The organism is Bifidobacterium sp. H6bp9 (genome assembly GCF_032193695.1).
Lineage (GTDB): Bacteria > Actinomycetota > Actinomycetes > Actinomycetales > Bifidobacteriaceae > Bombiscardovia > Bombiscardovia kimbladii.
Genome location: NZ_JASTZY010000007.1, coordinates 35,752 through 59,588, shown reverse-complemented (window position 1 = coordinate 59,588; position 23,837 = coordinate 35,752). Strand labels below are relative to the sequence as shown.

General features: G+C 62.7%; 15 protein-coding genes and 1 tRNA gene. 8 read left to right on the top strand and 8 right to left on the bottom strand.

Going from position 1 to position 23,837, the window contains the following annotated elements; translation table 11 throughout:
- From QRX40_RS08075 to QRX40_RS08065, 3 genes are all read right to left on the bottom strand, one after another.
- Complete coding sequence (locus tag QRX40_RS08075; protein ID WP_372338672.1) at positions 1 to 516, bottom strand: FHA domain-containing protein; 516 nt, start codon at positions 514 to 516, stop codon at positions 1 to 3.
- A gap of 36 nt (positions 517 to 552) precedes the next feature.
- On the bottom strand, positions 553 to 1,257 hold the full coding sequence (locus tag QRX40_RS08070; RefSeq protein ID WP_015021121.1) for a DUF3662 and FHA domain-containing protein: 705 nt from the start codon (positions 1,255 to 1,257) through the stop codon (positions 553 to 555).
- Between the two features lie 199 nt (positions 1,258 to 1,456).
- Entirely contained in the window at positions 1,457 to 2,308 is an 852-nt protein-coding gene (locus QRX40_RS08065; protein ID WP_313837561.1) for an InlB B-repeat-containing protein, read from the bottom strand.
- Positions 2,309 to 2,647: 339 nt separating this feature from the next.
- Between QRX40_RS08065 and QRX40_RS08060 the strand changes: the two genes are divergently transcribed.
- The 5 genes from QRX40_RS08060 (at position 2,648) to QRX40_RS08040 (ending at position 12,775) form a co-directional block, all read left to right on the top strand.
- Positions 2,648 to 5,056, top strand: a complete 2,409-nt coding sequence (locus QRX40_RS08060) for a prolyl oligopeptidase family serine peptidase (protein ID WP_313837560.1) — start codon at positions 2,648 to 2,650, stop codon at positions 5,054 to 5,056.
- A 57-nt stretch (positions 5,057 to 5,113) separates the two neighbouring features.
- The gene (locus QRX40_RS08055; protein WP_313837559.1) at positions 5,114 to 6,421 is read left to right on the top strand and encodes a chloride channel protein; all 1,308 of its coding nucleotides are present in this window, start codon (positions 5,114 to 5,116) and stop codon (positions 6,419 to 6,421) included.
- A 262-nt stretch (positions 6,422 to 6,683) separates the two neighbouring features.
- A complete protein-coding gene (locus QRX40_RS08050) occupies positions 6,684 to 9,320 on the top strand; it encodes a YhgE/Pip domain-containing protein (protein ID WP_313837558.1) in 2,637 nt (878 codons plus the stop codon).
- Positions 9,317 to 11,647 carry a YhgE/Pip domain-containing protein gene (locus QRX40_RS08045; RefSeq protein ID WP_313837556.1) on the top strand — a complete coding sequence of 777 codons (2,331 nt, stop codon included), beginning with the start codon at positions 9,317 to 9,319 and terminating at the stop codon, positions 11,645 to 11,647. Before QRX40_RS08050 ends, QRX40_RS08045 begins: the two co-directional genes overlap by 4 nt.
- 36 nt (positions 11,648 to 11,683) lie before the next feature.
- Positions 11,684 to 12,775 carry an alpha/beta fold hydrolase gene (locus QRX40_RS08040; protein ID WP_313837554.1) on the top strand — a complete coding sequence of 364 codons (1,092 nt, stop codon included), beginning with the start codon at positions 11,684 to 11,686 and terminating at the stop codon, positions 12,773 to 12,775.
- Here QRX40_RS08040 and QRX40_RS08035 read toward each other — a convergent pair whose 3' ends face one another.
- From QRX40_RS08035 to QRX40_RS08025, 3 genes are all read right to left on the bottom strand, one after another.
- A complete protein-coding gene (locus QRX40_RS08035; protein ID WP_313837552.1) occupies positions 12,776 to 13,396 on the bottom strand; it encodes a hypothetical protein in 621 nt (206 codons plus the stop codon).
- Positions 13,389 to 14,657 (bottom strand): AAA family ATPase, encoded by a 1,269-nt coding sequence (locus tag QRX40_RS08030; RefSeq protein WP_313837586.1) that lies wholly within the window; start codon positions 14,655 to 14,657, stop codon positions 13,389 to 13,391. The genes QRX40_RS08035 and QRX40_RS08030 overlap by 8 nt, the downstream gene beginning before the upstream one ends.
- A 63-nt stretch (positions 14,658 to 14,720) precedes the next feature.
- Positions 14,721 to 17,600, bottom strand: a complete 2,880-nt coding sequence (locus QRX40_RS08025) for a heavy metal translocating P-type ATPase (RefSeq protein WP_313837550.1) — start codon at positions 17,598 to 17,600, stop codon at positions 14,721 to 14,723.
- Positions 17,601 to 17,719: 119 nt separating this feature from the next.
- Between QRX40_RS08025 and QRX40_RS08020 the strand changes: the two genes are divergently transcribed.
- Positions 17,720 to 18,001 (top strand): metal-sensitive transcriptional regulator, encoded by a 282-nt coding sequence (locus QRX40_RS08020; protein ID WP_024627554.1) that lies wholly within the window; start codon positions 17,720 to 17,722, stop codon positions 17,999 to 18,001.
- A 149-nt stretch (positions 18,002 to 18,150) separates the two neighbouring features.
- Here the strand turns inward: QRX40_RS08020 and QRX40_RS08015 are convergent.
- Both QRX40_RS08015 and tgt read right to left on the bottom strand, forming a co-directional pair.
- Positions 18,151 to 18,233: transfer RNA gene (locus QRX40_RS08015), tRNA-Leu, on the bottom strand.
- A gap of 56 nt (positions 18,234 to 18,289) precedes the next feature.
- The gene (gene tgt / locus QRX40_RS08010; protein WP_313837548.1) at positions 18,290 to 19,588 is read right to left on the bottom strand and encodes a tRNA guanosine(34) transglycosylase Tgt; all 1,299 of its coding nucleotides are present in this window, start codon (positions 19,586 to 19,588) and stop codon (positions 18,290 to 18,292) included.
- Between the two features lie 232 nt (positions 19,589 to 19,820).
- Between tgt and QRX40_RS08005 the strand changes: the two genes are divergently transcribed.
- Positions 19,821 to 21,683 carry a trypsin-like peptidase domain-containing protein gene (locus tag QRX40_RS08005; protein ID WP_313837546.1) on the top strand — a complete coding sequence of 621 codons (1,863 nt, stop codon included), beginning with the start codon at positions 19,821 to 19,823 and terminating at the stop codon, positions 21,681 to 21,683.
- A gap of 174 nt (positions 21,684 to 21,857) precedes the next feature.
- Positions 21,858 to 23,825: a heavy metal translocating P-type ATPase gene (locus QRX40_RS08000; RefSeq protein ID WP_313837544.1), complete on the top strand. Its 1,968-nt coding sequence runs from the start codon at positions 21,858 to 21,860 to the stop codon at positions 23,823 to 23,825.
- The last annotated feature ends 12 nt before the right edge of the window (positions 23,826 to 23,837 follow it).

The window sequence follows — 23,837 nt, the reverse complement described above, 5'->3', positions numbered from 1 at the left end:
CTACCTCAACTCGAAGGTGGTGGCACCGATGCGTACGGGAACCTCCGCCGGTAGGATTGTCGGCGCCGTGATTTTCTGCCCCGAGACGACGGTGCCGTTGGTGGACCCCAGATCCTCGATGGCCCATCGGCCTGATGCAGGATCCTGGTAGACCCGCGCATGATGGCCTGAGACGAACTCGTCGTCCAGCACCAGGGTGTTCGAGGAGGAGCGTCCCAAGGTAATTGGCCGTCCGGACAGCGGTGTGGATGAGCCGGCCAGAGGTCCGTCAATGACTACCAACAAAGAGGGGTCGTCACTTGCAGGCTCTGTCTTGCTGACCGGGGCGATAGGCACGGATCTGGCGGCCGCCGGAAGCTTGCGCTGGGCTGCGCGTTCGCTGCGTCGGCGGGTATGAGAGGTCTTGGGGCTGAAAGTCTCGATGTCTTTGCGGAGTGAACGGATGGCCAGCCAGACGAATACCCATAACAGAGCCAGGAATCCGTATTTGAGGATGGCGAATGTCAGTTCAGTCAGCATAATGATTCGACCTTACTTCAAGGTCTGGGCGACTTACGAATCCTGTTCCTGCGACGATGCCCAGTAGAGGATGCGGGTACGGCCGATGGTGATGGTATTGCCGTCCAGCAGGGTGGCTGCGGGAACCTGATGTCCCTCTACATAGGTGCCGTTGGTGGACCCCAGATCGCGGGCTACCACGCCCTTGTCGGTGATCTCGATCTGCAGGTGTCGGCGGGAGATGCCTGCGTCGTCGATGACGATGTCGCAGGAGGATCCGCGGCCGATGGTGGTGATGGGGGCGGTCAGCAGGTACTGGCGGCCGTTGATCTCCAACACCGGGCAGTCCTTGGACTCCTCGGGTGTGGTGACGGGTGCCGCGTTGCCCTGGACCGACTCGGCAGACAGGTGGAAGTCGCCCTTGTTCAGGTTGAGGTCCTCCTCGAAAATGACCACGACCGGGCCGACGAAGGCATAGTGCTGGCTTTCGGCGTACTTGGTCAGGTTGTCTGCCAGCTCGTTGGCCAGAGCCTCCGAACCCCACTGCTCGATGCGGTCGAAGTCTGGGGTGGATAGTCTGAACCGATACTCGTTGGGCGCCACGGTGCGGTCGCGACCGACGGGCATGGCCTGTGAGTCTATCTCACGCTCGAGGGCGCTCGACAGGTCGACGGGCTGTAGGTCCTTGGAGCCGAACTTTGAGAAGACACCGTTAACGGCGCCTTCCACGCTCTTCTCGAAACGATCGAGAACGCTCATAGTCATCCCTTTCCATATAACCCTTTCATAGTACGTGACCCTGCCGGAAGGGGGTAATGGGCGGTCGGATGCTTGCAATTTCTTCAATGAACAGGTTCGAACGACCGCGACTGCCAGGTATAAATAAGGCCCCGTGGCCACAATTGACCAGGGGGCCTTTGAACTTCAATCATCATGGGTCAGGCCGAAGCCTGCAGGCTCACAGAGCCAGCTTGCGACGCAGACCCAGGGTGATGCCGGCGGCCAGGCAGAGGCCAGCGGCAATGGCCAGAGGAGCCACGGCGTCGGCGCCGGTCTGAGCCAGAGTGTTGTTGTTCTTAGTGTCCTTCTTAGCCGGATCCTTGGCAGGCTGCTTGGTGTTGTTGTCAACCGGAGCGGTCTGACGAGGCTTGTTAGGCTCGTTGGGAGTGGTCACCTTGGTGTACCTGGCCCTGAAAGTAGTATCTGCGGTGTAGGTGCCACCGGCGGCGTAACGGGACCCACCATTATCGCTAAACCAACCGTCGAAGGTATAACCATCGTAGGGGTGAACCTCGGGTTCGCGAATCAGCTCTCGTTTATCATTGGTTTTAATCTGATCCGCATAGGAGTTGTCGACATCTTCCGGATCTGCCGGATTCATAGTGATGAAAGTGATCGTGTAAGTGGGGGTAGGGGTAGGCTTTATCTGGACGAAGTGGGGATAGACTTCGGTCAGATCATCTGTGAAAACATGAGTAGCGAAGTCAATCTTTTCAGCATCTGGGCCCATTGCACTGAGAGTCCAGCCATCAGCTTTCATATTCTGCTGTGCTATTTCAGGGTACACTGTAGGCTCTGGGATTCTGGCGGGGTCCAGCTTGCCTTGCTCGTCGGTGGTCATAGTGATTTTGGCATGAGCTTCATCAGCGCCGAAGTCGTTAAATACGACTGTGTGACCTCCGGCCTTGGTCTGGACATTCTTGCTCTCCACAGCCTGGGCCACGGTGGGCAGCAGTGCTAGGCCGCCTGCCAGGGTGGCGCCGGCAGCGAGTACTGCGCATGCGCGTTTGAAACGAACCATGATATTCATTGGTTACCTCTATTTTCTCTATTGTCGGTTGCTCCCCAGATACATTCATGGGGTGTCCTGCCTTGACACTCCTACCCCTGGGAAACAGGCATCATCGACCAGTCTTTGGTGATAACACGCCATAATTTTATCGCAGGGAATGGTCATCGGCCGGCCGAAGGCCGGGAATAGGCCATATTCGGCAATAAGAATTTCTCATGTAGAACGATTAACGTCTGCTGCGGGCTGGGTGGCGCTTCGCAGTTGAGCTATTCGAATTCCCCTTTGGCACCTGGGCGCTTATCATCGTGGCAGATGCATGGTCATGGGGATCATGTCAGAGATAGTCGAGGAGCGAGCATGGCCGAAGAGGTGGATCGGGCGATGGAGGCATATCCGCGGGCCAAGGCCCGGACCCTGCGGTTTACGTTGGGTGCGCCACGGTCGGCCCTGGCGGTGGGGGACGGCTCACGGGCTGTCTTTCTACGCTCCGACGGACCTCAAGACCTGGTGACCGGGCTCTGGTTGTCCGTCTTTGACCAGGATGGCCGCCACCATGAGGTGCTCCTGGCCGACCCTAGGGCCCTGCTGGATGATGCGGACCAGGAACAGGTGCCAGCCGCCGAGCAAGCTCGCAGGGAGCGCTCGCGAGAGGGCGGCGAAGGCATTGTCGATTACAGTGTGGATGCTGCCGGGGATCGGGTGGTTTTTGCCTTGGGTGGTCGGCTCTGGCTCTCGCTGATAGCCCCCGATGGTCTCACCGCCTCCACGCGGGTCCTGAGTTTGGAAGACAGCGATTCGGCTGTGCTCAATCCTGCCATCAGTCCAGACGGCACCATGGTGGCCTATACGACTGGCGACCGGCTGATGGTGGTCACCATCGGGCAGGATGCCGGGCAGGATCGTGAAAGGGCTGTCCTGGCCCTGCGCCCCGGCACCGATGATCGGATGCGGCTGGGACTGGCCGAGTTCGTGGCCGGCGAGGAGATGGACCGCTACCAGGGGTTCTGGTGGTCGCCGGATTCCCGGGCCCTGTTGGTCGAGCACACGGATTCCTCCGATGAGCCGATTTGGTACATCAGCGATCCGGCCAATCCCCAGGTCGGGCCGCGCGCTCGGCGGTATCCCCAGGCTCTGACCGCCAACGCCCGCGTCGGGCTGAGTCTGGTCCTCCTGGGCCAGGATGACGACGATCCCTGGGTGGGCGAGGTGGATTGGGACCATCAGGCCTTCGAGTACCTGGCCGTGGTCCGCTGGCAGGACGGGCATCGGCCCCTGCTGCTGGTTCAGAACCGTCGACAGACCGAGGACAGGATCCTGGATGTGCAGGTGCCGGATGCCCGCCAGGGCTTGGAGCCGGGGCAGAATATGACCCTGCTTGATCCCGAGGCGGCGCCCAAGGTGGCCACCAGGGTGCTGCAGGAGCATGGCAACGACCAGTGGATCGACCTGGTGCCGGGGCTGCCGGCCTACCAGCCCCAGGGCGGGCTGGTGGATGCCTTCATCGATACAGAAGCCGATACCACGCGGCTGCGCCTGGACGGAAAGGTATTCTCTCCTGCTGGCTGCCAGATTCGACAGGTGCTGTCCGTGGAGGACCGCGATGTGCTGGCGGTGGTCTCCACTGACCCCCGCAGCTTCGACCTGATGCGCCTGGGCTATGACGGCTCCATTCATGTGCTCAACCGTCTTCCCGGAGTGTGGTCCGCCTCGCGAGCCGGCCATGGCATCGTGGTCAGCGGACGGACCATGGCTTCGGCGCAGGGGCAGGTGCGCCACTGCTACCTGGGAGCAGACGGGGATCTGGACCGCCTGGGTGCTGAAGGGCTGGGCCTGGTGGGTGAAGCCCGCCCCGACAGCAGCGCTAAGCAGACTGGCGAAGCTGTGCGGCATGAGCATCAGGATCGTCCTGATCGGCGGGCCGTGGATGCTGGTCATATCAATAGCCAGGGAGCCATGAGCGCCGTCCTGGCCGACACCAGCAGCGATCCCGGGTTCACCCCCAACGTGGACTTCGTGCGCATGGGCCAGCACGAGCTGTTCGCTGCCATCGTCAGACCGTCCGAATCCAGCCCCTACGCCAGCGCCGACAGCCTGCCCGTCCTGCTCAAGCCCTACGGCGGGCCGGGCGCCCAGCAGGTGGTCTTCAACCAGTCCTACTACTGGGAGTCCCAGTGGTGGGCGGATCAGGGCTTCCTGGTCCTGACCGCGGATGGCCGGGGCACGCCGGGTCGTGGGCCTGCCTGGGATCGGGCCATTTTCGAGGACATGGCCCAGGTGACTCTGGATGACCAGCTTGAGGCTCTGGAGGCCCTGCCGGACTTCGCTCCCGAGGCCGACCTGGGACATGTGGCCATGATCGGCTGGTCCTATGGCGGCTTCCTGTCGGCCCTGTCGGTTCTGCGGGCTCCCGACCGGATACATGCGGCCTGCGCGGGCGCCCCGCCCACGGACTGGACTCTTTACGACACTCATTACACCGAGCGCTATCTAGGTCTGGACCCGGCCGTCTACCGCCGCAACGGGATCATTGATGACGCCCCCTCGCTGCGCCGCCCGCTGATGCTGATCCACGGGTTTGCGGACGACAACGTCTCCGTGGCCAACACCCTGAGGCTCTCCGGCGCTCTGATGGCGGCTGGCCGTCCCCATACGGTCCTGCCGCTGACCGGCATCACCCACATGACCAATGACGAGACTGTTGCCGAGAACCTGCTTATTCTGCAGCGGGACTTCCTGCGGGAGGCCCTCAAGGACAAGACGGACTGACGGAAGGGCTGTTTGGGCTGACGCTCTGCTGGCGGTTGCTTCCGCTAGATTGGGGTTGTGCATATCCAACGAAAGCCTGACCAGGCTCCAGGGTCCAGTCGCGGATTCCAGCTTCCCCGCAGCTGGGGCCTGGCGGTCTCGGTGCTCTGCCTGGGCCTGCTGGTCGGACTTTCCTCGGGCCTGTTGGCAAGGTTCTTCGAGCTGACCCAGGTCGGCCTGTTGGGTTTCGCTGAGACTCCAGAGGCTCCCACGGCTGAGGCGGTGCCGCCGATCAGGAGGCTGGCCTCGGTGACCATTGCCGGGCTGGCGGCCGGTCTGATCTGGGCCTGGCTGCGGACGAGGACCAGACTGGTTCCCTCGGTCGGTCAGGCTGTCAAAGGCGCGCCCATGCCCCCGGGGCGGACCGTGGTTCATGTGCTCACCCAGATCTTCTTTGTGGCTGCCGGCGGCTCCATCGGCAGGGAGGTGGCCCCGCGCGAGGCCGGGGCCCTGCTAGGCGGTCTTTGGTCAAGGATGGGCCGACGGCTGGGGCTGCGTGATCAGGACGGTCCGCTGCTGGTGGCCTCCGCAGCAGGAGCCGGATTCGCCGGCATTTATATCGCGCCTCTGACCGGTGCCTTCTTCGGCATCGAGGTGCTGCTGCGGCGAGTGGATGCCGAAGTGGTGACAGTCAATCTGGCCATGTCAGCCCTGGCTACCCTGGTCGGCGGATCCATCAAGGGGTTTGCTCCTTACTATAAGGTCGGCTCCGAGCCCTTCCGGCCCTGGCTCATGGCAGTGGTCCTCCTGATCGGACCGGTCATGGGGCTGTTGGGGGCCGGATTCCGGCGGATGACCTCCTGGGCTGAGGCCCATAGAACCACTGGTCCTGCAGCCATCTGGCAGCTGACGGGGGTGGCTCTGCTGACCGGTCTGGTCGCCCTGGCCGTTCCACAGGTCTTGGGCAACGGTCGGGCCCTGGCTCAGATGGGCATGGATCAGCGCCTGTCTGCAGGGTTCTCGGGACTCCAGCTGGCTCAGTCGCTCGCCTTGCTGGTTATCTTCGCACTGGCCAAGGCCCTGCTGACCACAGCCACCATCCGTGCCGGGGCCTTCGGCGGCACCCTGACGCCGTCCATAGCCCTGGGGTCCGCCATGGGCGCTGTTCTGGGCCTGCTGCTGGCTTGCCTTGTGCCCGGCCTGCCGGTCTGGCAGTGTGCCGTGATTGGCGCCGCCTCCCTGCTGGCCGCCTCCCAGCAGGCTCCGCTCATGGCCATGGCCATGCTGATGGAGGTCTGCCATCTGCCGGTCATGGCCTTCATGCCCATGGGCCTGGCTGTGGCCCTGTCGATGGCTGTCTCCCGTCTGTTCGTGGCCAAGGCATAAACCGTCGTCGGTAGCCCGTGTCGCCCAAGGGATCCGTCCTTACTCATATACGATGAAACCACCATTGGTCGCATGCCTGCCCTTCCGCCTCCAGCATTGAGCGGGCATCGAGCGGGCATTCACGATCAGCTGACCGGCCTGGGCCAGTAAGGAAGGGTGGCTATACTCGGGCCGGACGTAGGTCCCGGGAGGATGCAGCCGATCCGAGTGGAGCAGGCCAGTGCCGTGATACCCCGGACAGACAAGAAGGAGGTGCCTGGCGGTGAAGACCGTGTTGGCCATCTTCAGGCGAGATCTCTGGCGGATACTGCGCAACCCCGTGGCCCTGGTGGTGACCATCGGCGTGGCCGTGCTGCCCTCCCTCTATGCCTGGTTCAACATCATGGCCCTCTGGGACCCCTACAGCAACGTCAAGAACCTGCCCGTTGCCGTCGTCAGCATGGATCGAGGGGCCCAATCCGCGCAAACCCGCAGGATCAATGCCGGCAGATCGGTCATCCAGGAGCTGCGCGGCAACAACAGCCTGGGTTGGAAGTTCATGGATGATGACCAGAGAGCCATCGACGAGGTCCGCTCAGGCAAGTGCTACGCGGCCATCATCATCCCGGAACGGTTCAGCGCCGATCTGGTCGGCATCGTCGAAGGGACCGGGAACAGGCCTGCGCTGAACTATTACGTCAATGAGAAGAAGAACGCCATCGCCCCCAAGGTGACCGACACCGGCGCCTCCACCATCGACCAGGAGATCAACACCGTCTTCGTCTCGGCCGTCAGCGATGCCCTGGCCGGGAAGGTCCTGCAGACCGCCGGCGATGCCCAGGGCGCGGCCGAGCAGAGCCGCAGTCAGGTGGTGGGCGACCTGGGGGAAATCATCGGCCAGCTGGATCGTACGGATGGCCAGCTTGACCGGATTGGTTCCACCATGGGCCAGGCCAGGCAGACCGTGGCCGGCTCCAGAAGCGACATCAAGGACCTGCAGAGTCAGATATCGGCCACCCAGGCCACCCTGAGCAAGGCCCAGGACCACATGACCAGGACCCGCGATGACAGCTTCCGCTTCTCCTCCGCCCTGAACCAGGCTCTGGCGGACGGGTCGGTGCGGCTGTCCAGCGCGGTCACGGATGTGAATACGGTGGCAGGCGGGATTACCTCCGACCTGAACGCCACCCAAGACAAGGTGGACCGGGTCAATTCCGGCCTGGGCCAGTTGGTGGACGCCAACGGGAAGGCCGTGGACCGGCTCCAGACAGGTCTGGACCAGTCCGGGCTGCATCCCGGGGATCCGGCCTACGAGAGCATCCAGCGGCAGATCGACGATCTGAAAAAGACCAACCAGCAGCAGAAGGCATCCCTGGATGCTTTCAAGAAGAACTCCTCGACGGCCCTGAACTCGGGCAAGCAGGCCGCATCGGACCTGAGCTCGGCCATGACCGACACCGGCGACACAGGCATCAAGGCCCTGACTGCGGCCAGCCAAAGTCTGACGGGGACCACCATGCCCAACCTCCTGACTGGGCTGGACAACCTCAACGCCTCCAATGGCTCGCTCCAGGGCGCCCTGAGCAGCCTGTCCACCACGGCCGCCCAGACCGATGCCCTGCTGGACCAGCTGGATTCCACCATTGGTCAGGCCCAGTCGACCCTGTCCACCACCAGGGCCTCCCTGGCCTCGGTCAGGTCCGATCTGGAGGGGGTTCGCACCGATGTGGCAGCCCTGGGATCCTCGGCCGCCTGGAACCGGATGTCCCAGACCCTGGGGTTGAGCCCCGAATCCTTCGGAAAGGCCATGGCCTCTCCGGTCAAGCTGGATTCCCACACGGTCTATCCGGTCAGCAACTACGGGTCGTCCGTGGCGCCCTTCTACACCAATCTGGCCCTCTGGGTGGGCGGGTTCATCCTGATCGCCATCTACAAGCTGGAGGTCGACAAGGAGGGCATCCGCAAGTGCACCGCCACCCAGGCCTACCTGGGCCGCTGGCTTCTGCTGGTCTTCGTCGGCTTCTTCCAGGCGCTGATCGCTACAGTGGGCGACCTGATGCTGGGCATCCAGTGCCAGCAGCCGGCCCTGTTCGTCCTGGCCGGGGTCTTTGCCTCCTTCGTCTACATCAACATCATCTATGCCCTGGCCGCCTCCTTCAGGCACATCGGCAAGGCCCTGGCCGTGGTCCTGGTCATTCTGCAGATACCCGGCTCCTCGGGCATGTACCCCATTGAGATGATGCCCGACTTCTTCCGCAATCTGAACCCCTGGCTGCCCTTCACCTACGGGATCAACGCCATGCGCGAGACCATCGGCGGCATGTACGGCAACCACTACTGGCAGGACATGCTCCACATCTTCTGGTACCTGCCCGCGGCCCTCCTGATCGGACTGGTGGTGCGGCGGTACCTGCTCAACCTGAACGCCCTCTTCGACCGGCGGCTGGGCGCCACCGACCTGATGCTGACCGAGCAGAACCATTCGGCCGACCGTCGTCTGAGCCTGGGCAGCCTGGCCCGCACCATCCTGGGCGAGGGCGACTACCGCGCTGTCATAAGGCGGCGGGCGCATCGCTTCCTAGCCCTCTATCCAACGCTGATCCGGGCTGGTCTGGCCCTGGTTCTGCTGCCGGTCCTCTTCCTTATCCTGCTGTTCAGCACCGAGGCCAAGATCGTCATGCTGATCGCCTGCATCGCCTCCATCGTCCTGATCGACGCCTACCTGATCATCGTCGAGTACATCTGCGACAGCTATGTGCAGCAGCTGGGCCTGACCGAGCGTCCCGGCATGGACTTCCACACCCTGATTCGCCCCCGTCGGCAGGGTCCCTCGGCCGTGACCAGGCTGACCACGGCCGTGCGCGAATCAGTTTTGAACCGCGATGAGGAGAGCGCTCACGAGGATGGTGATCGCCGATGAGGAACATCTGGAGGATTCTGCGCAAGGACCTGGCCGATGCCACCAGCAACGTCATCGCCATCATCGTCCTGATGGGCCTGATCATCGTCCCGGCCCTCTACGCCTGGTTCAACATCGCCGCCAGCTGGGACCCCTATAAGAACACCAAGGCCATCAAGGTGGCCGTGGCCAACACCGACAAGGGGTACAAGTCCGACCTGATCCCGGTCAGGATCAACGTGGGGGAGACGGTCACCAGCACCCTGCGGGCCAACGACCAGCTGGACTGGAGGTTCGTCAACCGCGACCAGGCCCTGGAGGGGGTGCGCTCAGGCGAGTACTACGCCGCCATCGTCATTCCCAAGGATTTCAGCGCGGACATGATGACCCTCTTCTCAAAGGATGTGAAGCACGCCAACCTCGAGTACTACCTGAACGAGAAGAAGAACGCCATCGCCCCCCATGTCACCGAGCAGGGGGCCGACACCGTGGCCACGACCATCGACAAGACCTTCGTCAAGACCGTGGGGCAGGTGGGGATCGATTTGGCCAGCCAGGTCTTCACTTATTCTCAGAGCCCTGAAGTCCAGGATTATCTGACCAGGACGACCGGCCACATCGACCAGATGTCACAGCGGCTGAACACTGCTTCCAGCCAGGTGAATGCCTATGCGGGCCTACTGGATTCCTCCGGACAGATGATAGACTCCACCGGCAGGATCCTGGGCCGATCCGACTCCGCCATGGCCGATGCCAGGAAGGCCCTGAATCAGGGAACCAAGGGGTCCAAGGATCTGGGCAGGTCCCTCTCCGGGTCGGCCCAGGCGGTCGACGCTGCCCTTGACCAGGCATCGGGCGCCTATGACACCATCGGCTCCAAGATCGACGATGCCTTTGACAAGGTAGGCCAGCAGAGCGATGCCGTCAGCAGCCAGCTGAACGACCTGAGCGAACGGATCAGGGAATCGGCGGCTGACTACGACGGAATGATCGCCAGCCTGGAGGATCTGCGCAGCACTGTGGAATCCGACGCCAATCTGACAGCGGAACAGCGCCAGGCCCTGCTGACCGCCATTGATCGGGCTCAGGCCGGAATGCGGGCGGCCCAGGCGGCTCAGCGCGACCTGGCCGATCGGATCAGCCAGGCCTCCCGGACAGCCAAGGAGGGCAAGGACAAGCTGGGCGGTCAGCGGCAGGATCTGAAGAACAGGATCGCCCAGGCCCGTGCCTCGGTGGATCAGGTCCGCGCCCAGTACCGCGATGATTTAAAGCCCCGCCTGGATGACCTGGCTTCCTCCATGGACACCGTGGCCACTTCGACCGACCGGCTGCTGACGGGCTTGGACGGAACCGTCAAAGGCGCCTCTGGGCTGACGGGCCCTATGACCAAGGACATCAGCCAGGCCAAGGACCAGCTGGGCGAGATCTCCCAGCGCCTGGACCAGGCCTCCAAGCGGCTGACCGACCTGGGGGGACATCTGACCCAGGCTTCGCAGGGCAAGGATGCGCAGGAGGTCAAAACCCTGCTGAGCGGGGATTCCGAAACCCTGGCCGCGCTTCTGTCCTCGCCGGTAGGCATCCATCGGCATGCGGTCTTCCCGGTCATGAACTATGGGTCGGCCATGACCCCCTTCTACACCATCCTTTCCATCTGGGTGGGCGCCACCATTCTGGCAGCCATGATGAAGGTGGCCCTGTCCGACAAGAAGAAGGCCTTCGTCCTGCACCTGGACTCCCTGCAGGATGCCTGGAAGAGGGCCGATGACCTGGATGAGGATACCGAGAGCAGCCGCTCCTGGGGGGCCTTCCGCCCCGAGTCGCCAGGCAACGCCCGCCGCTTTGGCCTTCAGCTCTACCAGGAGTACTTCGGCAGATTCGCGGTCTTCGCCCTGATGGCCATCCTCCAGGGTTGCCTGATCGCCCTGGGAGACCTCTTCTACCTGAAGGTCCAATGTGTCCATCCGCTGATGTTCGTGCTGGTGGCGGTCTTCGCCTCCTTCGTCTTCATGAATCTCATCTATACCCTGGTCGTCTCCTTCGGGGACATCGGCAAGGCCATCGCTGTCATCCTCCTGGTCATGCAGGTGGCTGGCTCGGGCGGCACCTTCCCCATGGAGACCCTGCCCGGCTTCTTCCAAGGGGTCTATCCCTTCCTGCCTTTCGTCCACGCCATCGGGGCCATGCAGTCGGCCGTTGCCGGAGCCTATGGCATGGAGTTCTGGCGGGAGATGGCCACCCTGGCCCTCTTCCTGGTGCCCTCGCTGCTGCTGGGGCTGGTTCTGCGCAAGCCCGTCATCCGCTTCAATGACTGGATCGTCAGAAACCTGGAGAGCACCCGGCTCATGTAGGGCCGAGTCCAACAGAAGGTGGTATAGGGTGAGAGCATGAGCGTCCAACTGGTTGAGGAGCGCCGCTACGACCAGATCATGAAGGATCGCGTCCTTCCTGATCTGGCCTCCTGTCGCAGTGACGGATGGATGATCTCCCATGACGGCGGCGAGGACGGGGGAACCTTGCTGGACAAGGCCCATCTCGGCGGCGTCGACCCCTCCCGGCTTCTGCATTACGTCTGCTATGACAGGGCGCTTTTCCGCCAGGGCGCGGTGGAGTCAGGGTCGGCTCGCGTGCGCGGGGCCGTAATCATCTCCTTCGGTTTTTCGGAATTCGCCGACAAGTATCAGGAGATGGCCTGGTACTTCCTGATGCAGGGGTACTCTGTCTGCATTCCCGAGCACTGGGGACACGGTTTCTCCGGCCGGGGCGTAAACGATCCCAGTCTGGTATGGGTGGATCATTGGCAGCGGTATGTGGCGGATTTGGCCGCCTTCTGCTCCCAGGTGGGCCAGCAGTACGCCCAGGACAAGCCCATGGTGCTCTATGCCCACTCCATGGGCGGCGGTGTGGCTGCAAGGATGCTGGAAACCTTCCCCTCCCTTATTGACAAGGCGGTCCTGTCATCACCCATGATTGCTCCGAGGACCGGGTTCATGCCCTCGGTGGCCTGGACGGCGACAAACGCCGCCTGCATGATGGGCCGCTCGCGCAGCATGGCTCCGGGGTTCGGCCCCTTCCACCCCGAACTGGACATGGGCAAGTACCCCAATGGCAGCCAGGCTCGGGTGTCCTGGACCCATAAGTTGCGGGCCAAGGAGGTGCATTACCAGACCAGCGCCGCCACCTTCGGCTGGGTCAGGGAGAGCCTGGAGATGAGCCGGGCCATACTGCGTCCTGACCGATGCAGCCGGGTGGAGACCCCTCTGCTGCTCTTCCAGGCGCAGCCCGACCGCTTTGTGCTGCCGATGCCCCAGAGCCGTTTTGTCGACCAGGTCCAGCAGGGCGGCTGCCAGGCTACGCTGGAGCGCATCCCGGGCAGCATGCACGAGCTCTACCAGATGCCCGACAAGGTCCTGGGGCCCTACTTGGAGCGCATCTTCGACTTTTTCGACCAGCCCTGGCAGCTCGCTGACGACCGCTGATCAGACGTTGAGCAGATCGGCCAGCAGAAAGTCACTACCCTGCTTTTTTGCAGAGGCTAATTCCCTGTACAGTTCCAAAGCTCTGACCAGTGCATCCGCATCATCCCAGTATTGATTCAGAAAAGGATATTTCTTGATATTGCGAAAGTTGCGGTCGTCCTGTCCGAGCTCCTCCTTGCAGAAGAGGCTTGGCTTCAGCTTGCTGTTTTTTGCGCCGCGATGGTGTGACTTCCAACTGTTGTACTCGTCCAGCTTGCCCTCGCGGTAGACGATCAACATCTCGATCTCGGGATGCGTGGTGACGTTGATGGTCCGGGCATGTTCAGCGTAAGGCTGGCGCAGCAAGGTGCGGTGGCTCAGCTGGTCCTGTATGCAGAGGATGGTCACATTTCTTCCGTAGTCCTGGGTCAGGAAGTCACGAGCCAGGCTCTCGCCGCTTCTGTCGCGGGTTGACCAGGCATCGTCGTTGTAGGGGTCGGTGATAATGCGATTCCAATCGATGAAGGTCAGGTGCTTGGTAACCAGTTTGTCGACAATGACCTGCTCGGCTACGCCTTCGCATGAAAAGAGAACTGCATCGTCTCCGATGGCCCTTGCAAGCTTCTCTCGCCTGCTATGCATGATGTTCTTGCCCTGCCACCTGGTCGGCTACGTATTGGCGCATGGCCTTGAGCTCGGCTGCTTTGGGAGCGGTGCCTCCGATATAGTTGGACAGGAAAACCTCGCTGTGCTTGAGTTCCCCGCGCCTGACTGCCTCCGAGTAATTGATCGCTTGGATGCCCTTGCGCTCGTCCTCGCCGCGTCTGAGGAAGTAAATATTGTCCTTGCGCTGGATCAGGTCGAGCAGTTCCGCGTAGTGTGTCGTGAACACCAGGGTGGCGCCGTGGGGGTTGCTGGTCGTTGACATGAAGAGGTTGATGATCATGCGCACCAGCTCCTTGTTGATGCTGTTCTCGATTTCGTCGATCAGCAGATAGCCGCCGGTGCGCAGGACCCGGATGGCTGCTTTGACGATTCGGGATCCGCGGACTGTGCCCAGGGAAAGCAGTCCGGCCGTGTCCATGTTGGACATGACCACTTCTTGAGAGGTGCCGGCGAATCTCAGATGGGCGCGGTGTTCCTGGTCGATATGGAAGTAGTCGATGCTGTCATCGAAGACGTGCAGCACGGGGTCGGCGATGGTGCCGACCGGAACGATGGGGAAATAGGTTTCTGGTCCGATGCGTGCGATGGCCTGGGTGATATCCGTCTTGGTTTGTGGTAGAACCATGCTGGAGTGAGGTGAGAGATATTCGTAGGCATCCTTGGGCAGGTAGGCTTTGGTGGTTGCGTCGCCTGAGGACCCGGTTTCCCGCCCCCGGATCTTGATCAGCATTGAGTTCTTTTGAAAAGCAGCAGTATCATGAAGAACTGCTTTGGGAAGAGGCCTACGTTGGTAGAGCCAAAGCCATTCCTGAGAAAACCGGTAAATGCTATCTGCCAAGGGATCCATGCCTTCGTCAGCGTTGTCGTTGCGGACCGCTTCCAGCTGTGATTTGAGTAAGTAAAAGCGCTGGTTGGATTCGAATATTAAAGAAAGTTGCAGGCGGGGGCCAAAGGCGCTGAGGGACCTGACTGAAGACAGCAGGGGGCTGGCATCCTTGCTCAGAATGTTGATGGCCAGAGCCAGGGCGTTGAGTGCTGTAGTTTTGCCGGAAGCATTGATTCCCGTTAGGCACAGAACATTCTGGGCGTATATGTGATTGGCCGGATTACCTCCCAAACGGGTCAGTCCGTTGCCAGGGGTTCTCGAGCGGACCTGGTCACGGGCGTAAAGATCCAGGGCTAGGGTCTGGTTTTCAAAGGGTTGAAGTCCCTCGACGACCATTCTGAGCAGACGCATGATAACCACCAATATTCCTGTAGACAGAAAAAGTGTCTACAGGAATATGATACGCCTGCAATCCTACTTGTTGAGCACCTTCTCCGGGTCAGCATCGAAGGTATCGACGCAATTCTGCGAGCAGAAGTAGTAGGTCTTGCCCTGGTAGTCGCGCTTGGCTGCGGCTGTGTTGGGGTCGATGGTCATGCCGCAGACTGGGTCGGTGACCTTGCCCGTCGCTGCCTGGTCCTGCTGCATGTCGTCATGATGATGGAAGAGTCCCATCTCGTTTCCTTTCTCTTGGTTGTGTTCTTGGTGGGTGGAAATACTGAGGTTCCTGGTCAGGGCATCCATGTCGATTGGCTTGGCCTCCTTGACCGGCCTGGCCTTCAGGGGCGTATGCCGCAGCCGGTTGGCGTTGAGCACCACTGACAGGGAGGAGAAGGCCATGGCTGCTCCGGCGATCATGGGGTTGAGCAGGAGGCCGATGAAGGGGTAGAGCACGCCGGCGGCGATGGGGATGCCCAGGCCGTTGTACCCGAAGGCGAACCAGAGGTTCTGATGGATGTTGCGCATGGTCGCCGCCGAAAGGTCGATGGCCTTGACCGCCGCGTTCAGGTCGCCCGAGACCAGGGTCACGTCGGCGGACTCGATGGCCACGTCCGTTCCGGTGCCGATGGCCATGCCCAGGTCGGCCTGGGCCAGGGCCGGGGCGTCGTTGATGCCGTCGCCGATCATGGCCACCTTGTGCCCCTGGGCCTGGAGGGCCTTGACGATGCCCGCCTTGTCCTCGGGATGGATCTGCGCCACCACCCGGGTGACCCCGACCTGGCTGCCGACCTGCTCGGCGGTGCCTTGGTTGTCGCCGGTCAGCATGATGGTCTGGATGCCGCGCTCGTTCATGTCGTGGATGGCCTGCTTGGAGCCGGTCTTGACCTGGTCGGTCACGGCCAGGACCCCGGCAAGCCTGCCGTCGATGGCCACGAAGATGGTTGTGCGGCCCTGATCCTCCCAGCTGCGGGCGGTGTCCAAGAGGGATTGTGCGCCAGCCTGGTCCGCCTTTTCGTTCCCTAGATCGATTCCCTTGCCCTCGAGCAGTCTGCGGTTGCCGACAAGGACATGGAGGGTATTCTCTTCATTCCGGCTGTTTTCTGTCATGCTCTTGAAGGAGCCGGAGGGGAAGGTTGCATCGATGCCGGCGCCGGTGACCGAGTCGAAGTCCTTGATCGGGACCAGCTCCAGATTGCGGTCCTTGGCGGCCTGGACGATGGCCTGGGCCAGGGGGTGCTCGGAATTGCTCTCGGCACTCGCGGCTGCCCTGATCAACAGGTCCTCATCCAGACCCTGCACGCTCAGGGCATCAGCCAATTCGGGTCGGCCCTGGGTGATGGTGCCAGTCTTGTCAAGGACGATGGTATCGACGTCATGCGCTCCCTGCAGGGCCTCCGCCGACCGGTAGAGCACGCCGGCACGGGCGCCGCGTCCAGTGCCGATCGTTACGGACAGGGGGGTGGCCAGGCCCAAGGCGCAGGGGCAGGCGATGACCAGGACGGAGACCGCCGCCACGATTCCGTATACTCCGCGGGGCATGGGGCCGAACGCCCACCAGGCCACGAAGGTCCAGAGCGCTACCAGGATGACCCCGGGGATGAAGATTGACGATATCCGGTCGGCCAGCTTCTGGATGGGTGCCTTGGAGGTCTGAGCCGTCTTGACCAGCCGAATGATCTGCGCCAGAACGGTGTCCTGCCCTACCTGGGTGGCCTTGTAGCGCAGGGAGCCTGTGCCGTTGACGGTGGCTCCGACCAGGGAATCGCCCTCCTGCTTGAGGACAGGCATGGGCTCGCCGGTCACCATGGATTCGTCCACTGAGGATGATCCGGAAATGACCTGGCCGTCTACCGGCAGCTTCTCGCCCGGATGGACCTGGATCACGTCCCCGACGGCTACATCGTCGACGGCGATCTCCTGGGTGGTCTCCCTGCCGTCCTGGTCGGTCCTCACCACGGTGGCGGTCTTGGGTCTCAATCCGACAAGGGCGCGGATGGCATCGCCAGTGCCGCGCCGGGCCCTTGCCTCCAGGATCTGGCCGAGGATCATCAGGGTGATGATGGTGCCCACAGCCTCGTAGTAGGGTTCGCGGCTTCCCTCAGGCAGAAGCTGCGGGGCCACGGTGACCACCAGTGAGTAGAGGAAGGCCGTGGCAGTGCCTAGGGCGACCAGGGAGTTCATCTCCGGGGCCCGGTGCGCCAGGGCCAGCCATCCGGTGCGGTGGATGGGCCAGCCGGAGTAGAACATCACCGGCAGGATCAGGACCAGCTGGACCCAGGGGTTCATCAGCATGTGGGGCATGGGCAGGAACATGCCGAACATGGCCGGGATGAAGACCGGGAGCGTAAAGACCAGGGCTACGATGAACCGCCTGGTCAGGTCACGGATTTCTGCCGTGCGCTCCTGATCCGCCTCGTCCTGGTCGCTGCCGCCGGTGGTCTGGGCGGGCTTGGCGGATTCGGTGGGTTCGGCTTGTGGGCGCTCGCCTTGTGACTGGCTGCCCTGTGCTTGTTTGGATTGTGCCTCGGCGCTGCCGGTCGTCGGGCCATCGGTGGCCCGGAGCATCCCGTGGAGCATGTTCATCCCGCAGGCGAAGGGATAGTCGCCGGCCTTGGGCGGGGTCAGCTGGACGGTCGAGGTCTGGAAGGCGGGCAGGGTCTTGTCGATGTTGAAATCGTTGAAGACCACGTGCGAGGAGCACTCTCCGCTCTCCTGGCGGTCGAAGACCAGCTTGACCGGCCGCCCGGCCTGGACTTGGATCAGCTGGGGGCTGTATCCGCCCTTGACTGTGATGTGGACTGTCTGGACGCCGCCCTCATCCTTGGCCTGGGTGGCCTTTCTGGGCGCGAAGAAGTACCAGATGATGCCCGCCGTTATGGCCAGGGCCGTGATAAGGACCAGGATGCTGCTCATGTGGCTCACTATACCCCCCAGGGGTATACTGATAGTGAATTTCGAGATGGGTTTCATGAATTCGAGTCAGTCTTGGCTGCGTCATGAAAGCCATGGGATGAATGCGAATGGAGTGAATCGTGCCCGGATATGCCAACGATAAAAAGCGGACCATCACCAGACTGCGGCGTGTCGAGGGCCAGGTCAGGGCCATCGAGCAGATGGTTGAGTCGGACACTTACTGCATCGATATCCTCACCCAGATCGCCGCCTCGACCAGCGCCCTGAAGTCGGTGGCTCTGACCCTGCTGGACGACCACATGAACCACTGCGTCCGCGAAGCTGCCGAAAAGGGGGGTGAAGAGGCCGACGAGAAGATGCAGGAGGCCTCCGAGGCCATCGCCCGGCTGGTTCGCTCCTAGCAGCCCTTGTCAGACAGGTCCAATCGGACTGGGGATTCTGGTGGGCGTGCTTGGAATATCGAATAGGCTGAACGGCCTCGGCTGCCATCGGACCAATAAAAAATGCCTTCGACCGACATCAGTCAGCCAAAGACATTTCCATTTCTTCGTGCGAACGGAGGGAGTTGAACCCTCACGAGCATCAGCTCACTGCCACCTGAAGACAGCGCGTCTACCATTCCGCCACGTTCGCAGACAACTGGAAAGGTTAGCACGGTTGTCTGCGTGGCGCAATAATGGCGTGTTGGCTCAGCCCTTGGATCCGTGGGCGTAGAACCTGGCCAGCGTCTCCTTCTTGTAGTCGTCGAAGTAGCCGCCATCGATGGACCGGCGGATCTCGTCCAGCAGCCTTACGAAGAAGCGCTCGTTGTGGATGGTGGCCAGCGTGTAGCCGTTGAGCTCGTGGGCGCGGAGCAGATGGTCGATGTAGGCCCGGGAGTAGTGGGTGCAGGTGTAGCAGTCGCAGTCCTCTTCGATGGGTCTGAAATCAGCCTTGAACTGGGCACGCTTGATGTTCCAGCGGCCGTCACGGGTGAAGACGGCCCCGTTGCGTCCACAGCGGGCCGGGGATACGCAGTCGAAGGTGTCCCCGCCGTTCTCCACGCCTGCAAAGATGTCGTCCACAGCGGCGATGCCCAGGACGTGCCTGGGCCGGGATTCGGGCATTTCGTCGCAGATCCAGGCGCAGGTCTGTCCCAGCAGCCGTTTCTCTATGGCGCCCCCGATTCCTACGCCGTCGAAGTCCAGGGAGGCGATCTGGCGGGCGGCGCGTCGGCGCAGATCCTCATAATTGGCCCCCTGCACCACGCCGAACAGGGCCTGGTAGGGCTTGCCGGTCCGCGCTTGGGTCAGCCTGTGGTGCTCGTCCACGCAGCGTTTGGCCCAACGGAAGGTGCGCTCCACTGACTGTTCCTGGTAGGTGCGGGTGTTCATCAGGGTCGTCAGCTCGTCGAAGGAGAACATGATGTCGGCTCCGATGCGATGCTGGATGCCCATGGAGATCTCGGCCGAGAAGCGGTGCCGGTCGCCGTTGAGCGGGGACTTGAAGGTGACCCCGTCCTCATCCACGAAGGCCAGGCGTTCCTTGCCTTCGGCGATCACCTGGTCCGACTTCATGCCGGTCACGTCCATGGCCAGGGTCTTCTTGAATCCCGCCCCAAGCGAGAGCACCTGGAAGCCGCCCGAGTCGGTGTAGGTGGGGCCGTCCCAGTTCATGAACCGGGCCAGGCCTCCAGCTTGGTCCAGAATGTCAGGGCCGGGGCGCTCGAACAGGTGGAAGGCGTTGGCCAGCAGGACCTGGGCGCCCAGCTGCCGCATCTGCTCGGGCAGGACGGCCTTCATGGCCGCCTGGGTGGCCACGGGGATGAATGCGGGGGTGTGGATGTCTCCGTGAGGAGTGTGGATGATGCCGGTGCGGCCGTAGCGGCGGCCATTGCGTCCCAGGCCTTCGGGGCTGTCAGGCAGACGGTTCAGGGTCTCGAATGAGAATGCGGTGCGGTCGCCGGGTCGGCCCGGCGTGGCTCCCAGCGGGTTGGTGATCAGGCTCATGGCTCCACTGTATCCAGGACATCCAACCGTCCCGCAGCTGCCCTGTGTACAGTCGATATGACTTTCATGCAATGTCCAGACAACATTCAGCATTCCGGCCCTAGACTTGGAAGCAATGCATGCGAGGACCCGCTTCGCCTGTCAGCCGGAAACAGCAAAAAGCGCGGGCGACGGGGTAGATTGACAAGCGTGACCGAATAGCAGGCAGCGGCATCGATCCGAAGGAGCAGAAATGGCTGAAGAGCACAAGGCCGACCCTTGGAGGGGCGGCGATGACGATCAGTCCTGGCAGCCAAGCCACATCGAGCGCGGGGCCGCCAATCAAGAGCAGGAGACGGGATCCTCCGCGGATCAGACCGACTCTGCTCAGGTTCCCGGGCCAGAAGCAGGGGACCAGCAGACTCAGGCCTGGGATCAGAGGCCCACGACCCCTATTGCCATGCCTGGTGGCGATGCACGGTCCATGACTGCGGAAACCGCGTCGAATGACGGCAGTGGCACCGGGGCTTCAACCTCCGCTTCCAGCGACTCGGCCACAGGGCAGGATGCGCAGACGCAGCAGCAGTCTTACTATCGGCCTGCGCCCGAGTATGGTGCCTACGCACCTGCAGGCTCGCGTCCGCCCGCCAGCGATCAGGGTCAGCAGCAGCCCAGCCAGGGGTATGGCTCCAGTCCTCAGCAGGGCTTCTTCGGACAATACGGACAGCCAGGCCAGTTCGGGCAGAACGGCCAGCCCCGTCCGAATGCCGGCCAGAGCCCCCAGGGTGGCCAGCCCTCCGGCCAGGGTCCCTTCGTGCCTTTCGGATCCGGCGGCCCCAACAACGGCCGGTCCGGTCCTGGCAATAACGCCGGCAGCAGCATGAGCGGCACGGGCAAGTACGTCTTCACCGCTGTGGTGGCCGCCCTGGTGGCCGCAGCCCTCATGCTGGGCCTGGGCTGGGCGGCACTGTCCAACGGATGGATCACCCTGCCCTCGTCCTCCTCGCTGAACGGGGTCTCCTCCAATTCCTCGGGCCAGGGCACGGCCAAGGTCCAGGGCGGTCAAGCTCCCGACTGGCAGGCCATCAGCAAGCAGGTTTCCGAGTCCGTGGTCTCTATCCAGGTGCAGACCAAGAGCGGGGTGGGGGCCGGATCGGGCGCGGTCTTCGACACCCAGGGCCATGTGGTCACCAACAACCACGTGGTCGATGGCGCTCAGGAGATTCACGTCACCCTCTCCAACGGGCAGATGTACACGGCCAAGGTGGTCGGCACCGACACCACGGCCGATCTGGCCATCCTCAGTCTGGATCAGGCGCCCTCCGACCTGAAGCCCGTGAAGTTCGCCGACTCCGAAAAGCTGGCTGTGGGCGAGAATGTCATGGCCATCGGCAATCCCTTGGGCTATGAGAACACGGCCACCACCGGCATCGTCTCGGCTCTGAACCGCCCGGTCTCGGTCATGGACGAGAGCAACAACAACCCGATCGTCACCAATGCTGTCCAGCTGGATGCGGCCATCAACCCCGGCAACTCGGGCGGCCCAACCTTCAACGCGGCCGGCGAGGTCATCGGGATCAACTCCTCCATAGCCTCCATGGCCTCCTCCAAGTCCGAGGCGGGATCCATCGGCATCGGGTTCGCCATCCCGTCCAACCTGGTCAAGCGGATCGCCGATGAGATCATCAAGGACGGCAAGGCCAAGCACGTCTCCCTGGGTGTCACCATCCAGAGCAGCACAGCACAGGCCGATGGGGTCACCCGAGGCGGGGCCAAGGTCACCAAGGTGGTCTCCGGCTCCCCGGCCGACAAGGCGGGTATCAAGACGGGCGACACCATCGTGGCCTTCAACGGCCATGCGGTCAACAACAACTTCTCCCTGCTGGGCTTTGTCCGGGCCGCCGCCTTCGGTGACTCGGTCAAGATCACCGTGGTCAGGGACGGCAAGACCTCCGAAGTGAACGCCACTCTGGACCGCGAGGAACAGACCGTTCAGGGCAAGCCCAGGACCAACCGGAGGAACTCGGACGGCAGCGGTCAGGACGGCGACTCTGACCAGGGCGGTTCGGGCGACGACGATTCCATGGATCCCTTCCGCTTCTTCTTCGGGCAGTGATCCGGGACTGACTCCCTGGGGCAGCATCCGTCACTTTGGCGGGCGCGGCCCCTTGTCGTACTCGCCGTCTATCGCTGGCACCGACGCGGTATAGGCTTGATATGTCAAGAGAAAAAGAGAGCCGTGATCCGGCTACGGCTGTCAGGCTGACAAGTCCGGAGCGGGGAAGTGGTCATGTCGAAAATCCTGGGTTTCGCCAAGAAGGTACCCATGCTTTGGGTGGTTCTGATTTGCGGGCTGGCCATGGGCCTGCTCTGGCACCCCTATCGCCAGGCCGCCCAATGGCTGGTTGCGGCCCTGGTGGCCGTTTCGCTGGTGGACACCCTCAAGGGGATGATCGATGACGTGCGACATGGCCACGTGGGCGTGGATATCCTGGCTGTGGTCGCCATTCTCTCCACCCTGGCTGTCAAGCAGTATTGGGCCAGCTGGGCCGTGGTCCTCATGCTCTACTCCGGCGATGCCATCGAGCAGTATGCAGGGAACAGGGCACAGAACAACCTGACGGTACTGGTTCAGGCCGCCCCTCAGGTGGCCCATGTAGTCCAGGTAGACCTGCCAGAGGGAGAGCATGGCCTTCCCAAGGAGAACGACTGGAGCACGGTGGCGGTCGATCAGGTCCGCCTGGGCGACCTCCTGGTGGTCAAGCCCGGCGAGACCGTGCCCGTCGATGGCGAGCTGATAAGCCGCACCGCCACCCTGGATATGTCCACCATCAACGGTGAGCCCATGCCCCGCAGGCTCTACCAGGATGCCCAGGTCATGTCCGGGGCGGTCAACGGCTCGGGCACCTTCCTGATGCGGGCGCGGCAGCTGGCCCGTGATTCCCAGTATCAGCGCATCCTCAACCTGGTGCGTTCCGCCCAGAACTCGCGGGCTGCAGTCGTCAGAACAGCTGACCTGATGGCAGTCCCCTTCACCGTGGTGGCCTTCATCATCGCCTGTGTGGCCTGGATCATCTCCGGCGTGCCGACCCGGTTCGCCCAGGTTCTGGTCCTGGCCACCCCCTGTCCTCTGCTGATCGCCGCCCCTGTGGCCTACATGGCCGGGACTGGGAGGCTGGCCAAGGCGGGTTTGCTGATCAAAACCCAGGACGTGATCGAGAATCTGGGCCGGGTCTCGCACATCTTCTTCGACAAGACCGGCACGCTGACCGTCAAACGTCCCCAAGTGGCCAAGATCGACCTGCCCGAGGGTAGGGAGCAGAAGGTCGATACAGACCGGATTCTGGCTATGGCGGGCGCTGTGGAGGCCTACTCGGTCCACATCCTGGCCAACGGAATAGCTGAAGCCGGCGCCGCTGCCCAGGAGCGACTGCGGGCGCAGAGCAGTGACGAGATCCATCTGCATGCGCAGGAGGTTCAGGAGGACTCCGGCAACGGGGTCCAGGGTATGGTCGACGGCCATCAGGTCAAGGTGGGCAGGGCTCAGTTCGTGGCCGACGGGAATTCAAGTGATTCCTTTGGTTCCCTGGCACCTGACGAGATGGCCTCCTACATTTCTATCGATGGAGCCCTGGCCGCCAGAATTGTCATGAAGGACGTGCCCAGGTCGGATGCCGCCCAGACCATCGCCCAGCTGCGGGAGTTGGGCATTGCCCGTCTGTCCATGGTCACCGGCGACAAGGAGGACTCGGCCCGGATCATCGCCGACCAGGTGGGCATCACCGACGTGCATGCCGGCCTCTTCCCCGAGGACAAGGCCGATCTGATCGCCAAGGCCTCCAGGGAGGAGCCCAACCGGCAGCCATTCTGGGACATCTGGCTGTCCAAATTCCTGGGGGAGTCAGTGACCAAATCCATCACCCTGATGGTGGGGGACGGGGTCAACGATGCCCCGGTCCTGGCTGCCGCCGACGTGGGCATGGCCATCACTGACGGCACTACCACGGCTGCCTCTGAGTCCGCTCAGGCCGTGATCATGAATGACGACATCGCCTGTCTGCCCAGGTCGATCACCATAGCCCGCAGGACCAAGCGGGTCATGCTCCAGGCGGTCATGCTGGGGCTGACCCTGGCTACGGTGGGCATGCTCTGCGCCGCCTTCGACCTGATTCCGGTGGTTGTCGGCGCCTTTACCCAGGAGGCCATCGATGTGGTTTCCATCCTCTGGGCCCTGACTGCGCTGATAGACCGGGACTGAGGCCATTTCGCG

Coding starts and splice junctions, on each gene's coding strand:
- QRX40_RS08000 (WP_313837544.1), top strand. CDS start 21,858: ATGTCGAAAATCCTGGGTTTCGCCAAGAAGGTACCCATGCTTTGGGTG.
- QRX40_RS08035 (WP_313837552.1), bottom strand. CDS start 13,396: ATGCATAGCAGGCGAGAGAAGCTTGCAAGGGCCATCGGAGACGATGCA.
- QRX40_RS08040 (WP_313837554.1), top strand. CDS start 11,684: ATGAGCGTCCAACTGGTTGAGGAGCGCCGCTACGACCAGATCATGAAG.
- QRX40_RS08060 (WP_313837560.1), top strand. CDS start 2,648: ATGGCCGAAGAGGTGGATCGGGCGATGGAGGCATATCCGCGGGCCAAG.
- QRX40_RS08030 (WP_313837586.1), bottom strand. CDS start 14,657: ATGCGTCTGCTCAGAATGGTCGTCGAGGGACTTCAACCCTTTGAAAAC.
- QRX40_RS08070 (WP_015021121.1), bottom strand. CDS start 1,257: ATGAGCGTTCTCGATCGTTTCGAGAAGAGCGTGGAAGGCGCCGTTAAC.
- tgt (WP_313837548.1), bottom strand. CDS start 19,588: ATGAGCCTGATCACCAACCCGCTGGGAGCCACGCCGGGCCGACCCGGC.
- QRX40_RS08065 (WP_313837561.1), bottom strand. CDS start 2,308: ATGAATATCATGGTTCGTTTCAAACGCGCATGCGCAGTACTCGCTGCC.
- QRX40_RS08025 (WP_313837550.1), bottom strand. CDS start 17,600: ATGAGCAGCATCCTGGTCCTTATCACGGCCCTGGCCATAACGGCGGGC.
- QRX40_RS08045 (WP_313837556.1), top strand. CDS start 9,317: ATGAGGAACATCTGGAGGATTCTGCGCAAGGACCTGGCCGATGCCACC.
- QRX40_RS08005 (WP_313837546.1), top strand. CDS start 19,821: ATGGCTGAAGAGCACAAGGCCGACCCTTGGAGGGGCGGCGATGACGAT.